Source organism: Gemella sp. oral taxon 928 (genome assembly GCF_001553915.1).
Taxonomy (GTDB): domain Bacteria; phylum Bacillota; class Bacilli; order Staphylococcales; family Gemellaceae; genus Gemella; species Gemella massiliensis.
Window position 1 is genome coordinate 1617326 of record NZ_CP014233.1, and the last position, 14741, is coordinate 1632066.

Below are 14741 nucleotides of genomic sequence, written 5' to 3' on the forward strand. Positions count from 1 at the left end.
CCTAAATTAGTGATATGTTTTACTGTCTACTAATACTGTTTCCGGAAGACCTAAAAGTTTGTTATTAGCATTAATAACGTCATTATTCCATTTTTTCTCTGCCGGTTTTACTTCTACGCCTGCCATTTTGTTTTTCAACATTTGAATTGCACGTGCTGCTACTGACGGTGTTACACAAGAACATCCGGCTATATCATTTTCAAATCCGCCTTTATCGATATTTTCTTCTACCATAGCAGTAGCATATTTGTTACCCACTACTAACTGACCTTGATAAGCACAGAATGAAACCCCTACTACCGGAATATCTCTTACCCCTGCTTGACCGATATGTTCGATAAAGTCTATATGGTTGTTACCAAATCCTTCTGTTGTGATAACTACACCGTCTAAGTCTAATGATTCAAATAAAGATCCTAAACGTTCAGATACCCATAATTTTTCATCATTTACTTGTGGTGAACCAACACAGATAACCCCGATTAAATCAAGTTCTGCATCTTCTGCTAAACCTTCTACAAGCGGTTCACGAATGTAGTGACGAGTCATTTCTTTTGTTGCAGGTCCGATACAAGTTAAAGCGTGAATAGAACCGTCACGTACTTGGTTCGGTGTTAAAATAATCGGCACGTTACCGCAGTCAACATTTTTTTGACCTCCAATGATACCACATGGTTCTGTCGGACAAATAACATTATCGTGCATAGCACCTTGTCCCATAATTTCTTTAACCAATACAACACGTGGGTTACCGCTTCTTCTTACATCTTCACATATTTCTTCTCTTACTACTTCACCGTCATAATGTTTTAATTCTTCACGAATTGCTTGTACAATAAAGTCTTGACATTTATGTGCTGCAAAAGGTCCCGGTCTTGTCATACCTGATAATCGTTCGATTGTTGCATGACAACGAATAATAATGTCGTTTTCATCTGCACAGCCCGGATGTCCATAGAACATTTTTTCATCTAAGAATCCTTCTGAAGAACCGAATTCATGCACTTGAACTCCGTCTTCATCAACACCGGTTAGCATGAATACTACACCATCTAATACTTTAGTTACACCTTCACCAAGTTTTCCTTCTACTTTTGTTGCAATAGGACACACGTCCATAATTGTTTCAGTGTAGATGTGACGTTTATCAGGATAGATAACATCTAACTCTAATTTTTTACATAATTCATCTTCACCAAGTGCAGCTTTTGCTAATTTTTTATCAATTGTAATAACACCATCTTTGATAGAAGTTTTGTCTCCTAATTTTACATCTGTTATTTTGATATGTTTTTTAGTTAATGTGCGGATTACTTTTTTCTCACCTGATTTTTCTTCTTTTTCAGGTGCTTCTGCCACTTCCGGAGCATTTCCGGCACCCACTACTACAGGAACATCTAATTTCAATCCTTCAAATTTTTCGGCTTTACCAATTTCTATATGAATCATTCCATTCCCTCCGTGAGTTGTTTGTGTATAAACCGATGATTTAGCATCTTTTACTTCTTCAACCACGTTTCCTTGTTTTTCTTCTGTAATATCTTTTTGTACTTCGTTTACTTTATCCAAGTACTCTTTTTTTATCGGTGTTAAAGCTTCTACATCTTCCAATAATGTACTTCCTAACACTTCTTCTATAGTAAGCCCGTCAGGACTTAATGTTAGCAATCCCGCATCAATCATGTCTTCGAATAGACCCGGATCTTCTAAATCGGCAGCTCCGATCACTTGACCTTTCTCTCTTCTACAACAAAAAATCGCTGGATCTTTTAAGTGTTTTTCTAATGTTTCTACTGTAATAGACATTGTTTTACCTCCCAATATGTATTATTTTTATGTATATTACTTTATAATTTTAAATATGTCAGCGAAATTCCATATTCATATCTTCTCCTCTCGTATTAGTTTTTAAATTTTCTTATCAGTTTATAGTTAACGGATCTTAATGCACCGTCAGTACAATGGTAAACCGGCAATTTTAATTGTGGAGCACAAGACATTACAGTATTCGTACAGTCTGTACAGTTGCTGATTAAAACAGCCTGCGCACCTGCTTTTTTTAGTGACATTACCTTTTGTACTTGTCCCGGACAAATTCCCGGATTTAAACATTTTCTGGTTCCATTTTTCATCAACATAGCATTTTTACAGAACTCCACACCTACTACTTCACTATTCATACTAGCTGCTTGTTCACGAAGTCTTTCTTCATTTGCACCGCACGCACAAACCAATACTCCTATTTTTTCAGGACTTGGTAAGAATTTTTCTGCGGCAATTAAACCACCTGTAGTTTTTACAATCGGCGCTTCAACATATGTTCTTTTCCCTGTAAAAGGTCCTCCCATAATCAACTCACCATACTCTTTATCTAAACCTCCACATTTATCAAATAGTGAGCCGACCGATGACCCTAAAGGAACATCGAATAACACATGGATACTACCGGCATCCGTCAGTTTACCTGCTACTGTTAAATCTTTATCAATCAACGGTTTTTTCTCTTCTACTATCTCTCTTACTTTCAACACCGTTTCTACATTAATTACTACAGCATCTGCTTCTGACGGTAATTTATCCGGTTTTAACAACACTCCTAAACTTTCTCTAATAATAGCACGCTCTTCTCCCATCGGATAAATATTTTCCAATTCAAAAATGGTAATATCATCATCTTGAACAGCTGATTTTAATATTTGCACAGCTTCCGAATGAATACCTTTTAACGCTATAATTCCTTTTTTAGCATTAACTATATTCATTACGATACGCAATCCTTTAAGAAGATTTTCCGGCTTATCTTCTATACGTGCGATATTATGTGATAATATCGGTTCACATTCTGCTGCATTAACAATTACTGTTCCGGTTCCATTTTCAAAACGTATTCCAAGTTTCACGGCAGTCGGAAACCCTGCGCCGCCTAATCCTACCAGACCCGATTCTGCTATTAAATCTTCAGGTGTAGTAGAGGTTAACGGTTTGTATGTAGAGAAATCTGTATCTTTTTCTTCAATGACTATTTTTTCTTCTGTTACATCAGTTACTATTCCACTGACACTTGAAAATATATTACTACCCAATGCGGCATCCGGTTTTTTTGCTATCATTTCACCTCTTGCTACAGTAGAGTTTTTCTCTACTATTACTTCAGACGGGGCGCCTACATGTTGCTTAAGCGGAAAAATATATTCCATTTTCTAAATCTCCCTTCTATAATTCTCACTGTTATTATACAGCTGTTCTTTTAGGGTTGTATAATAAATACGGGGCATGAAAAAAAATCCATACCCCGTATTGTTTTTTAATATACAAAAAGACAAATATCCAATATAATTAAAGTGCAAAAAAAAATAAACTATGAAAGGATATCTGTCATGAATAATTTTAACACAAAAACAAAAGAAATAAAAGAGGGAGAATTCATTAAAAACCTACTACAAATAAAAGATAAAAATATAACTATTGAGAAAACACATAACGAAACTATAAAAAATAATCAAAAGTACTTTGTATTCAAAGGTACCTTAACATATAAACCCAAGAAGTGTGAATGCTGTGGTTGTCTTAATAAAGGTTATACTGTAGTTAAAAACGGCTTTAATGAACTTACTAGAATTAATCTATTAAAAATATCAGGTATCCCTGCTTATTTGGAACTAAGAAAGCAACGTTTCAAGTGTAAAACTTGTAATAAAAAATTTGTAGCTACTACTTCTTTTGTAGATAAATACTGTAGTATTTCTAAAAATGTTAAGTTTTCTATAATGAGTGATTTAGCTGATACTTTATCTTTTAAACAAATAGCCAAAATGAATAATGTATCGGTTAATACTGTTATAAGAACTCTTTATAAATGTAAATCCCATGTAGACATTCTTAACTATAATACCTTACCTGAGTATTTATGCTTTGATGAGTTAAAGTTTACTAAAGATAGTAAAAATGGTATGAGTTTTATTTTTTTAGATGCTTTAACTCATGAGATTATTGATATAGTTGATGGTAGAACTGAGTATATTTTAAATAATTATTTTTCCAGATTTTCTAAAGAGGCTAGAAGTAATGTTAAGGCTATTTGTATTGATATTTATACTCCTTATATGAAGTTGATTAGAAATAAGTTTCCTAATGCTGAAATTGTTATAGATAGGTTTCATATTATTCAAAATGTTAATAGAGAACTTAATAGAACTAGAGTTAAGCTAATGAATATTTACAAAAAACAAAAAGGTATTAATTATACTCTTTTAAAAAATAATTGGAAGTTAATATTAGAAGATGAAAGTAATGTTACTCATGGTAGGTTTTTCTTTAATAGGAGTTTTAGGAGTTTAGTTACTAGACGTGATATTTTAGATTATTTATTAGGATTAGATTGTATATTTAAGGCTAGCTATGAGAGAGTTCAGGATATTAGATATGCAATAAGGTATAGAAATGAGTTGGAGTTTAAAGAATTAATTGAAAAATCTACTATCGATTTATCTGATGGTGTTAGTAAGGCTATTAATACTATGAGAAAACATAAAGGGTATATGCTTAATAGTGTTAGGTATTCTATTTCTAATGGTTCTTTGGAGGGTATTAATAATAAGATAAAGGTTTTAAAGAGAGTTTCTTATGGTTATAATAGCTTTTATAACTTTAGATTACGCATTTTAGTTGTTTCTAGGTTATTTGTTTCTGAGTATAAAAATAATATTTCTTTTAAGGGCGTTTTGAAAAATGCCAAGCAACACTGCATTGCTTAGCATTTTATCCTTATTTTTTCTCATGCCCCGTATTTGACACAGAGCCTCTTTTAGTAACGCAACATTTTATATTCTTAAAAAAATAGCGAAATGTTATTTTTTTATCATTTTTGTTATACAGCTATTTTTTATTATTTAATTTATTGTGCAGTTTATCTATTTTTTTATTTTCATTTTTATAAATTATATTTTTATTTATTTTAATTTTGAAAATGATATATATTATCATTTGAAAACTCCTATTTATAGCATTTTATATGCTTGAATATAATTTTTTTGTTAATAAATTATAATAACTTTTCTCTTTCTACTGTTTTAAATATTTTTTTATTAATTGAAACAAAAAGTATAATTTAATAATTAGTAAACTCTATTATTTAATTACTTTAGCTTCTTTGGTTGTTAATATTAAATTTAAAAACTAATCTTCGTATTTTATATATTGCAACCCATATATTTTTAATATTATGGAAATAAAAATAAAAATAATATACTTACAATAACTGATGATAGTTATTATCATTGCAATTATTTTTACTAATCAAATATAAAAACCAGCCTAAAAATATTTTTAAGCTGGTTCTCTTATTATTCCGTATCTTCTAAATTATATAACAACTCAAAAATTGCTTTCGAATCTAACTTTTCTTTTTTTTCATTACATATATCCTTAATTAAACGTCCACGATGTAAAATAATAATACGATTTCCATATTTTACCGCATCTTGAATATTGTGCGTTATCATCAATGCCGTTAATTTTTTTTCTTCGACTTTTTTTCGTGTTAATTCCATTATTTTTTTCTGAGTTTTAGGATCAAGTGCTGCAGTATGCTCATCAAGAAGTAATAATTTTGGCGTCTTTACCGTAGCCATCAGCAGTGCAATAGCCTGCCTTTGCCCTCCGGATAAAAGTCCCATTTCACTATCAAGCCTATCCTCCAGTCCTAACTCCAAAGTTTTTAATAACTGTTTAAATAATACCCTATCTTCTTTTGTTATTGATTTTTTCAATCCCCTTATTTTACCACGTCGAAGTGCCAATGCCATGTTTTGAGCAACTGTCATACGTGGCGCTGTCCCATCTAAAGGATTTTGGAAAACTCTACTTATGAACTCCGCACGTTTATATTCAACAATTTTACTAATATCTTTCCCGTCCACTAAAATTTCACCGCTATCCAATAAAAACGAACCTGCAATAGCATTAAGAAACGTTGATTTTCCGGCTCCGTTTCTCCCAAAATAGTAATAAAGTCTCCATTATTTATTGTTAAATTAACATCAATTAAAGCGTGTTGTGCTCTATTGGTATTAGGGAAAAATGTTTTATTAATATTTTTTATTTCGATGTTTGACATTTTACTTTCCGCCTCTTTTATTTACCTTTAATTGCGATAACGTTAAGAATAATGTAATCACCAACGCTGAGATTAATTTAAAATCATTTGCCGCAATAATATTTAGGTTAAGAACACCAACCAATAACAAACGGTAGATAATAGCACCAAAAATAATACAGGCTAAACGTTGTGTAAAACTTACATCTTTAAAAATAACTTCGCCAATAATAATAGCTGCCAAAGCTACAACAATCACTCCAATGCCACTATTAACATCTGAATACCCGTTATTTTGTGCTAAGATCGCACCGGCTAACGATATAATCCCATTAGCGAGCATTAAACCTAAAATTGTCATATTTTTTGTTGAAATACCCAACGCAGTTGCCATTTTTTTGTTATCACCGATAGCAATGAGTGCTTGCCCTAATTCTGTTGAAAAAAATAATGACATCGCTAAGATAATTAATATTGACAACAAACAACCGACTAACACAGTATCATAATGTGTCGGTAAACCCAACTGTGATAATTTACTGAAAATTGTATCTTTATTTAACAAACTTAAATTAGGTCTTCCCATAATACGAAGATTTACAGAAAGAAGTGCTGTCATAGTTAAAATTCCTGCCAACAAACTGGGAATTTTGCATATCGTAATAAGAAAACCGGTAATAATCCCAGCAACCATTCCCGCAAACATCGCTATTAATGTTGCGACAATAGGATTTATTCCGTTATGAATACAAATAACACACACACCCGCACCTAACGGATATGCACCTTCTGTCGTCATATCCGCAATATTTAATACCCTAAAACTGATAAATAAACCTAATGACAATAACCCCCATAGCATACCTTGTGCTATTGCCGATATAATTAAATCCATATATAATTTACCTCTACTATCAATATTACACAAACAACATACACATTAGTTGTAATACATTATTTTTTATCAACTATTTTTGCTTTATCTTTAATATCTTTTGGAATTTCAATACCTAACTGTTTAGCTTTTGCTTCATTTAAGTAAATAACTCCTTTATTTGCCAACACTATTGGCATTGTTTTTGTATCTTCACCTTTCAAGACTTTGGCAACTACTTTAGCAGTTTCAAGCCCAATTTTATATTGATCAACTCCAAGTCCCAATACTCCACCGTCCGCTACCATAGTATCAGCTGACGGAAAGACCGGAATTTTTTTTAGCATCCGTTACTTTCACCACTGTTGCCATTGCACTTGCTATTGTATTATCAATCGGAACAAAGATTGCATCTGTTTGTGATGCCAAATTTTCCGTTACTTGTTGTATATCATTTGTATTTGCTACCGTTGCCGTTTTTGTTTCAAGCCCCAATTCTTTAGCCAATTTTTCCGCCTCCTGAGCTTGTTTTACCGCATTATCTTCACTCGCTGTATAAAGAATACCGACTCTTTTCATATTAGGTAGAACTTTTTTCATGACTTCAAGTTGCTGTTTAATCGGTGTTCTGTCACTAACTCCGGTAATATTATTGCCCGGTTTATCTTCTGCCTGAATCAATCCCGCCTCTACCGGATATGTAATACCTGCCATAATAATAGTTTTTTCTTTTGTTGAATTTGATAATGACAGGGTTGCAGGTGTAGTAATACCGACTAAAATATCATTGTTATCACTTACTAATTTTTGCCCCATACTCGCCAAATTACTTTGATCCCCTTGAGCATTTTGTAGATCAATTTTCAAATTTTTCCCGACAATATATCCTTCTTTTGCAAGTCCATCCTCCAAGCCTTTATAAATCTGATCTAAAGCCGGATGACTTAGCAGCTGAAGTACACCAACCTTAACCTCTTTGTTTTCCTGTTGCTTAGAAGTTTCATCACCCTTATTATGCGTATAAACCCCATAACCTAATACGCATGCTAATAATACTGCGAACGCTACAAAAATTTTATTAATTTTCATTTTGATATCTCCTTTAAATTTGTTAATAATATTTTTAATATATTTTCGAAGCGTATCTATGCGAAAAAAAGACCACCGGCATTATCCCGACAGTCTTACTATGAACAAAAGTATAATAAAAGACCACCCGGATATATTCCTATGTGGTCTTTGTTCATGTATCACAAATAATCCACATAGATACTCACTTCTCAGTTGAGAGTCGTATCTATGCTTTTTGATTAAGAAACAAGATCGACTCCATATCTAGTGGCTTTGCCAACGAATATTCAGTTGTAATACGTCAACTTGATACAGTCTCATTTATTTCTTTCTCCTTCTTTCTATCTTTGCCATTATTTTAACAAACACTTTAAAAATTGTCAATATCTTTTTTAAAACTTTTTAAAAATATCTGACAATTACTTCTATAAATCACTAATATTTAAACTACTTTCAAATTTTAATAAAGTATAATTAATACAGCCGATAACAATAATACAATCACCATAAGCATTAATATTCTTATCACACTTTTTCTTATTAAAATCTCATCTTTTAAATATTTTATTAATTATTTGGGCAATTAACTTAACTGCTTTTCCAAAACGTTTCTTTCAACACTCTTTATTTCGTTGTAACTTTTACCGAATGCCGAATCAAACAATATTATAATCAGCTATCCTTATTTTAAAAAATTATTAAAAATATATTAAGAGCATTTTAAGTTATATATTTTCGTTTAATATTTCGTTTTCATCTTTTAACAGAGTTTTTGAAAACTTTAGAAATAATTCGTTTTCATTATTTTGTTTTAAGCAAATAAAAATCTCTCTATTTATAAAACTCATTAAAAAATGTTATATTCAGGGGTTTTTTACATATTAAACTTATTCCCTTTATTGTACGATGAAAATTGAATATTTATCATTTCATGAAAAAATTCCCTATTGAAAATTAATTTTCATAGGAGTATTATAGTTAATATAAGAAAAAATTAGAGATTACTTTTTACAAGGAGAGATTTTAATGGACACTCATTCTAGTGACACTATTCAAAATGAAAAATTATTTAATAAAGGCTTTATCACAATAACTTCAATTAATTTTATTGTATTTTTAATTTACTATTGCTTTGTGGTTATTACTGCTAAATTTGCTACCGGCGAACTTCACTCCAGTGCTGCTGAAGCAGGCTTCGCTGCCGGTATTTATATTATAGGTACTCTTATCGCTCGTCTTTATATGGGTAAAAAATTGGAAATTGCCGGTCGAAAACAAATTTTGCGCTTCGGTGCATTGATTTACTTAATAACAACAGCTGCTTATCTTATTTCATATAATATTATCATACTTGATACCGTTAGATTTTTAAACGGGTTTGCTTACGGTACTATTTCTACCGCCGCTAATGCTATTGTTACCGCATATATCCCAAAATCACGTAACGGCGAAGGTATTAACTACTATGGACTTAGCACCAGTTTAGCTGCCGCTGTAGGACCATTTATAGGCATGTTGCTGTTACCAATGCTTGGTTTTAATGCAATTATTATATTAGCTATTGCATTATCAGTAATCGTTGCCGCTTTCTGTTTTCTTTTTCCGGTTCAAAATATTGAACTGTCTGCTGAGCAAAAATCTTTACTTAATAGTTGGTCATTAAATACATTTATTGAGTACAAAGTATTATTTATCTCGTTAGTAGCATTTTTAATCGGACTTGCGTATTCCAGTGTACTTGGTTTCTTATCAATTTATGCAGATAATTTACATCTAAGTACAGCAGGTGCATTTTTCTTTGTTGTCTATGCACTTATTATTACAGCTACTCGTCCTTTTGCCGGAAGAATTTTTGATGCACGTGGAGAAAATGCCGTAATGTATCCCAGCTTTGTTTTCCTTGCACTTGGTTTAATTATGCTAAGTTTTACAAATGGTAGTTTTATGTTATTATTATCCGGTGCTTTAATCGGACTTGGATATGGTACATTTATGTCAAATGGTCAAGCCGTTTGTCTAAAATTGGTTGATTCAACTAAGGTAGGTATTGCCCTTTCTACTTACTTTATCGGTCTTGACCTCGGTCTTGGATTCGGACCGTACGCACTAGGTACTGTACACAGCTTACTTTCTTATAGAGGTATCTATATTTTATGTGCCGTCTTAACTATCTTTGTAACAGTATTATATGCTTTATTTTACAAATCAAAAGATATAAAAGTTCTACAAACTAAAACAAGTAGATAACTAAGAAAACTCAGTCGAACTTAATCGGCTGAGTTTTTTGGTTGTATAATAAATACGGGGCATGGGAAAAATCCATACCTCGTATTGTTTTTTAATATACAAAAAGACAAATATCCAATATAATTAAAGTGCAAAAAAATAAACTATGAAAGGATATCTGTCATCAATAATTTTAACACAAAAACAAAAGAAATAAAAGAGGGAGAATTCATTAAAAACCTACTACAAATAAAAGATAAAAATATAACTATTGAGAAAACACATAACGAAACTATAAAAAATAATCAAAAGTACTTTGTATTCAAAGGTACCTTAACATATAAACCCAAGAAGTGTGAATGCTGTGGTTGTCTTAATAAAGGTTATACTGTAGTTAAAAACGGCTTTAATGAACTTACTAGAATTAATCTATTAAAAATATCAGGTATCCCTGCTTATTTGGAACTAAGAAAGCAACGTTTCAAGTGTAAAACTTGTAATAAAAAATTTGTAGCTACTACTTCTTTTGTAGATAAATACTGTAGTATTTCTAAAAATGTTAAGTTTTCTATAATGAGTGATTTAGCTGATACTTTATCTTTTAAACAAATAGCCAAAATGAATAATGTATCGGTTAATACTGTTATAAGAACTCTTTATAAATGTAAATCCCATGTAGACATTCTTAACTATAATACCTTACCTGAGTATTTATGCTTTGATGAGTTAAAGTTTACTAAAGATAGTAAAAATGGTATGAGTTTTATTTTTTTAGATGCTTTAACTCATGAGATTATTGATATAGTTGATGGTAGAACTGAGTATATTTTAAATAATTATTTTTCCAGATTTTCTAAAGAGGCTAGAAGTAATGTTAAGGCTATTTGTATTGATATTTATACTCCTTATATGAAGTTGATTAGAAATAAGTTTCCTAATGCTGAAATTGTTATAGATAGGTTTCATATTATTCAAAATGTTAATAGAGAACTTTATTCAAAATGTTAATAGAGAACTTAATAGAACTAGAGTTAAGCTAATGAATATTTACAAAAAACAAAAAGGTATTAATTATACTCTTTTAAAAAATAATTGGAAGTTAATATTAGAAGATGAAAGTAATGTTACTCATGGTAGGTTTTTCTTTAATAGGAGTTTTAGGAGTTTAGTTACTAGACGTGATATTTTAGATTATTTATTAGGATTAGATTGTATATTTAAGGCTAGCTATGAGAGAGTTCAGGATATTAGATATGCGATAAGGTATAGAAATGAGTTGGAGTTTAAAGAATTAATTGAAAAATCTACTATCGGTTTATCTGATGGTGTTAGTAAGGCTATTAATACTATGAGAAAACATAAAGAGTATATGCTTAATAGTGTTAGGTATTCTATCTCTAATGGTTCTTTGGAGGGTATTAATAATAAGATAAAGGTTTTAAAGAGAGTTTCTTATGGTTATAATAGCTTTTATAACTTTAGATTACGCATTTTAGTTGTTTCTAGGTTATTTGTTTCTGAGTATAAAAATAATATTTCTTTTAAGGGCGTTTTGAAAAATGCCAAGCAACACTGCATTGCTTAGCATTTTATCCTTATTTTTTCTCATGCCCCGTATTTGACACAGAGCCAGTTTTTTTATTTTTAAGGTTAATAAATATTAAAATTACATTCTAAATATTACCCTTAGTTAATAACTTTAGCAATTTTTCTCCGGATAACGTCTTGCCACATCAATAAGTTTTTCCTTGATTATTTCTTTCGGCTCCACTTTCATATGATAACACATCGCTAATGAATATATAAGGACATCGGCAAGTTCGTCCTGAACTTCCTTTTTATCAAAATTTTTTTCATCCCATTGAAAATGTTCTAATAATTCCGCCGCCTCTATTGAAATACTTTTTGCAAAATTTGCCTCACTGTTGTAATCATTCCAGCCACGTTTTTTTCTAAATAATGTAATAATGTCTTTTAATTCTTCCATGCCAATTCTCCCTTAATTTATATTAATTTTTTATTTTTCAACTCTGTATACAACTCATAAAACTCTTTTAGTGTTAATGTTTCGCTACGTCTTGTGCTATCTATATTTATATTACTACAACTGATTTGAAATTCTAATTTTTTGTCTTTACCGTAACCTGATATTAAATTATTCAATAACGTTTTACGACGTTGAACAAAACAAGATCTAACAAATTTAAAAAAATCATCCTCTATTTCAAACTCATTTTTCTCTTTCGTCATAATTTTTACAACGGCACTTTCAACATTCGGTGCCGGCACAAAAACTTTCTTAGGCACTGTAAATAAATATTCTACATCAGTATAGTAATTCAATAAAATTGTTAAAGAATTATAATCTTTTGTTCCTACTTCGGCACTTAATCTGTTAGCAACTTCACGTTGCATCATCACAACATATCCATCAATTTTAGTTGTATTTTCTATTAAGTGTGTCAAAATCGGCGTAGTAATATAGTATGGTAAATTTGCTACAACCATGATCTGTTTACAATTTGCCATTTTTTCAGTAATAATTGAATCAACATCTACTTTTAATATGTCGTTATTAATAATTTCAACATTAGAATACATAGCCAACGTTTCCGATAGAATTGGCAATAAACGAGCGTCAATTTCAAACGAAATTACTTTTTTAGCTTTTTTAGCTAATGCTTCCGTTAATGAACCGATACCGGGACCTATCTCAATGACACCAACATTACTATCTATCCCCGCACCGTCTACTATACGATTTAATATATTAGCATCCACCAAAAAGTTCTGCCCTAAACTTTTTTTAAAAGTAAAACCATGTTTTTTTAATATTTCAAATGTTTTTTTAGGTGTACCTATCATCTTTTTATCCTTTATTTATTCTGTTCATTTCTTCTATTAATCGTTCTTTTTCTATTCCATACATATTTAATTTATTTAATAATTGCTTAGCGTTTGTGTATTCAATATTTAAACATTCACATAATTGTTCACGCAGTATTTTTGATGTCATTCCCCCAACCAGACCTAATTCAATCAATAATTCATTTGTAATTTCATTTATCGGTTCGGTTAACGGTGTATATAGTTTTTTCAACGCCGCTACAATATCTTCTTTTTTTGCAGCTTCAATACCGATTTTCCCCTTGCTATCAACCGCTCTTTTGTTTGATATATAAGCGTGCTTTGCTGTTGGAATATTATTTGTAATAATACTTCTTATGCGTTTACCTGCATAATCCGGATCCGTTAAAACAATAATACCTCGTGTTTTTTCTAAATATATTAAACGCTCAATCTTTTTTTTTGTAAGTGCCGAGCCGTTTGTTTCAAACGTATCACAATCAACCGCTTCTTTTACCCGATTGGTATCATCACGACCCTCAACTACTATTATCTCTTTAATTTTCATTATTATTATCCTTAGTAAAATTTATATCTTATTATACCATAGTTACTCTTTTTTGTCCTAAGTAATCATTATTAAACAAAAAATCATGATTAATTTTTAAGATTAATCATGATTTTAAAATTTTATTCTTCTAAAAAATAACTACATACTTATAACTTAACATCAACAAAATTCCTCTAAATTTTCGGTTTTATTAGTATTAATGTATATCTTTTTTCTTGAAGTTTCCACCGCTTACTTCACTTACCGTTCCTATTGATAGAAAAGCATTTTTATCATTTTTGAAAACAATTTTTTTAAGTTTAGACTCTTCTATTCGAGTAATAACACAAAAAACAATTTTTGTTTCATGACCTGAGTAACCACCTTCCCCATGAAGTAATGTTACCCCTCGCCCTAATCTATCTTGAATTTCTTGACTGATGGTTTGATAATTAGCGGAAATAATCATAACAGATTTAGAGTCATTAAGCCCTTCTATAACAATATCCATTACTTTCGAAGCGATAAAATAACTAATCATTGAATATAGTGCCGCTTCCCATGTAAAGACAAACCCAGATATAATAAAGATAACTATATTAATACCAAGTACCATTTCCCCTACGGAAATAGGCAGTTTTTTCGTTGCATATATCGAAAACATTTCACTACCGTCAAGTGTCCCGCCATTCCTAATGACAAGTCCAACTCCTATACCGAGTATAATACCACCGAAGATACATGCTAAAAACGGATCCGTTACCAACGGTTTATATGGGTGAAACACCGATGTCGCAACGGATAAAACCGTAATCCCAAATATAGATGCAATTGCAAAACCTCTACCAATCTGCTTATATCCCAAATATAAAAACGGAATATTTAAAATGAAAATAAACACTCCGAGCGGTAAAGGTAAATAATGTCTAAAAATAATCGAAATACCTATAACACCACCATCAAGAATATTATTCGGTATTAAGAAAAATTCCAAGCCTGCTGCAAATATAACCGAACCTACTATTACACTAATGTACTTTTTTATAAAATCTATTGCATTCTCCAATATCCAATCTCCT

15 protein-coding genes are annotated in these 14741 nt (G+C 30.9%); 4 read left to right on the top strand and 11 right to left on the bottom strand.

Annotation, left to right across the window (positions count from 1 at the left end; translation table 11 throughout):
- Positions 1–6: 6 nt before the first annotated feature.
- A complete protein-coding gene (gene prdA, locus AXE85_RS07510) occupies positions 7–1806 on the bottom strand; it encodes a D-proline reductase (dithiol) proprotein PrdA (RefSeq protein ID WP_062174405.1) in 1800 nt (599 codons plus the stop codon).
- A gap of 95 nt (positions 1807–1901) precedes the next feature.
- Entirely contained in the window at positions 1902–3197 is a 1296-nt protein-coding gene (gene prdC, locus AXE85_RS07515; protein WP_062174407.1) for a proline reductase-associated electron transfer protein PrdC, read from the bottom strand.
- 180 nt (positions 3198–3377) lie between these two features.
- On the opposite strand from prdC, the gene AXE85_RS07520 reads away from it, so the two are divergent.
- Complete coding sequence (locus AXE85_RS07520) at positions 3378–4754, top strand: ISL3 family transposase (RefSeq protein ID WP_062173096.1); 1377 nt, start codon at positions 3378–3380, stop codon at positions 4752–4754.
- Positions 4755–5342: 588 nt separating this feature from the next.
- Here AXE85_RS07520 and AXE85_RS07525 read toward each other — a convergent pair.
- The 5 genes from AXE85_RS07525 to AXE85_RS07535 are packed head-to-tail and all read right to left on the bottom strand — an operon-like array spanning position 5343 to position 8057.
- Positions 5343–5939, bottom strand: a complete 597-nt coding sequence (locus AXE85_RS07525) for an ABC transporter ATP-binding protein (protein ID WP_231723778.1) — start codon at positions 5937–5939, stop codon at positions 5343–5345.
- Positions 5918–6115, bottom strand: coding sequence for a hypothetical protein (locus AXE85_RS08710; RefSeq protein WP_231723779.1), 198 nt, complete (start codon positions 6113–6115; stop codon positions 5918–5920). The genes AXE85_RS07525 and AXE85_RS08710 overlap by 22 nt, the downstream gene beginning before the upstream one ends.
- A 1-nt stretch (position 6116) precedes the next feature.
- A complete protein-coding gene (locus AXE85_RS07530; protein ID WP_062174409.1) occupies positions 6117–6989 on the bottom strand; it encodes an ABC transporter permease in 873 nt (290 codons plus the stop codon).
- 59 nt (positions 6990–7048) lie between these two features.
- Positions 7049–7315 carry an ABC transporter substrate binding protein gene (locus tag AXE85_RS08715; RefSeq protein WP_231723780.1) on the bottom strand — a complete coding sequence of 89 codons (267 nt, stop codon included), beginning with the start codon at positions 7313–7315 and terminating at the stop codon, positions 7049–7051.
- Positions 7281–8057 carry an ABC transporter substrate-binding protein gene (locus AXE85_RS07535; RefSeq protein ID WP_231723781.1) on the bottom strand — a complete coding sequence of 259 codons (777 nt, stop codon included), beginning with the start codon at positions 8055–8057 and terminating at the stop codon, positions 7281–7283. Before AXE85_RS07535 ends, AXE85_RS08715 begins: the two co-directional genes overlap by 35 nt.
- 1008 nt (positions 8058–9065) lie before the next feature.
- Between AXE85_RS07535 and AXE85_RS07540 the strand changes: the two genes are divergently transcribed.
- The 3 genes from AXE85_RS07540 (at position 9066) to AXE85_RS08800 (ending at position 11850) form a co-directional block, all read left to right on the top strand.
- Complete coding sequence (locus tag AXE85_RS07540; protein ID WP_062174411.1) at positions 9066–10286, top strand: MFS transporter; 1221 nt, start codon at positions 9066–9068, stop codon at positions 10284–10286.
- Positions 10287–10559: 273 nt separating this feature from the next.
- Entirely contained in the window at positions 10560–11273 is a 714-nt protein-coding gene (locus tag AXE85_RS08795) for an ISL3 family transposase (protein ID WP_231723815.1), read from the top strand.
- Entirely contained in the window at positions 11242–11850 is a 609-nt protein-coding gene (locus AXE85_RS08800) for a transposase (protein ID WP_234971553.1), read from the top strand. Before AXE85_RS08795 ends, AXE85_RS08800 begins: the two co-directional genes overlap by 32 nt.
- Positions 11851–11964: 114 nt before the next feature.
- Here AXE85_RS08800 and AXE85_RS07555 read toward each other — a convergent pair whose 3' ends face one another.
- The 4 genes from AXE85_RS07555 to AXE85_RS07570 all read right to left on the bottom strand — a co-directional run bounded on the left by AXE85_RS07555 (position 11965) and on the right by AXE85_RS07570 (position 14728).
- Complete coding sequence (locus tag AXE85_RS07555) at positions 11965–12252, bottom strand: nucleotide pyrophosphohydrolase (protein ID WP_021753522.1); 288 nt, start codon at positions 12250–12252, stop codon at positions 11965–11967.
- 17 nt (positions 12253–12269) lie between these two features.
- On the bottom strand, positions 12270–13130 hold the full coding sequence (gene rsmA / locus AXE85_RS07560) for a 16S rRNA (adenine(1518)-N(6)/adenine(1519)-N(6))-dimethyltransferase RsmA (RefSeq protein WP_062174414.1): 861 nt from the start codon (positions 13128–13130) through the stop codon (positions 12270–12272).
- Between the two features lie 4 nt (positions 13131–13134).
- Positions 13135–13680: a ribonuclease M5 gene (rnmV, locus tag AXE85_RS07565; RefSeq protein WP_062174417.1), complete on the bottom strand. Its 546-nt coding sequence runs from the start codon at positions 13678–13680 to the stop codon at positions 13135–13137.
- Between the two features lie 199 nt (positions 13681–13879).
- On the bottom strand, positions 13880–14728 hold the full coding sequence (locus AXE85_RS07570) for a YitT family protein (RefSeq protein ID WP_062174419.1): 849 nt from the start codon (positions 14726–14728) through the stop codon (positions 13880–13882).
- Between the last annotated feature and the right edge of the window lie 13 nt (positions 14729–14741).

Coding starts and splice junctions, on each gene's coding strand:
- prdA (WP_062174405.1), bottom strand. CDS start 1,806: ATGTCTATTACAGTAGAAACATTAGAAAAACACTTAAAAGATCCAGCG.
- AXE85_RS07555 (WP_021753522.1), bottom strand. CDS start 12,252: ATGGAAGAATTAAAAGACATTATTACATTATTTAGAAAAAAACGTGGC.
- prdC (WP_062174407.1), bottom strand. CDS start 3,197: ATGGAATATATTTTTCCGCTTAAGCAACATGTAGGCGCCCCGTCTGAA.
- AXE85_RS08710 (WP_231723779.1), bottom strand. CDS start 6,115: ATGTCAAACATCGAAATAAAAAATATTAATAAAACATTTTTCCCTAAT.
- AXE85_RS07535 (WP_231723781.1), bottom strand. CDS start 8,057: ATGAAAATTAATAAAATTTTTGTAGCGTTCGCAGTATTATTAGCATGC.
- rnmV (WP_062174417.1), bottom strand. CDS start 13,680: ATGAAAATTAAAGAGATAATAGTAGTTGAGGGTCGTGATGATACCAAT.
- AXE85_RS08715 (WP_231723780.1), bottom strand. CDS start 7,315: ATGCTAAAAAAAATTCCGGTCTTTCCGTCAGCTGATACTATGGTAGCG.
- AXE85_RS07540 (WP_062174411.1), top strand. CDS start 9,066: ATGGACACTCATTCTAGTGACACTATTCAAAATGAAAAATTATTTAAT.
- AXE85_RS08800 (WP_234971553.1), top strand. CDS start 11,242: ATGTTAATAGAGAACTTTATTCAAAATGTTAATAGAGAACTTAATAGA.
- AXE85_RS07530 (WP_062174409.1), bottom strand. CDS start 6,989: ATGGATTTAATTATATCGGCAATAGCACAAGGTATGCTATGGGGGTTA.
- rsmA (WP_062174414.1), bottom strand. CDS start 13,130: ATGATAGGTACACCTAAAAAAACATTTGAAATATTAAAAAAACATGGT.
- AXE85_RS07520 (WP_062173096.1), top strand. CDS start 3,378: ATGAATAATTTTAACACAAAAACAAAAGAAATAAAAGAGGGAGAATTC.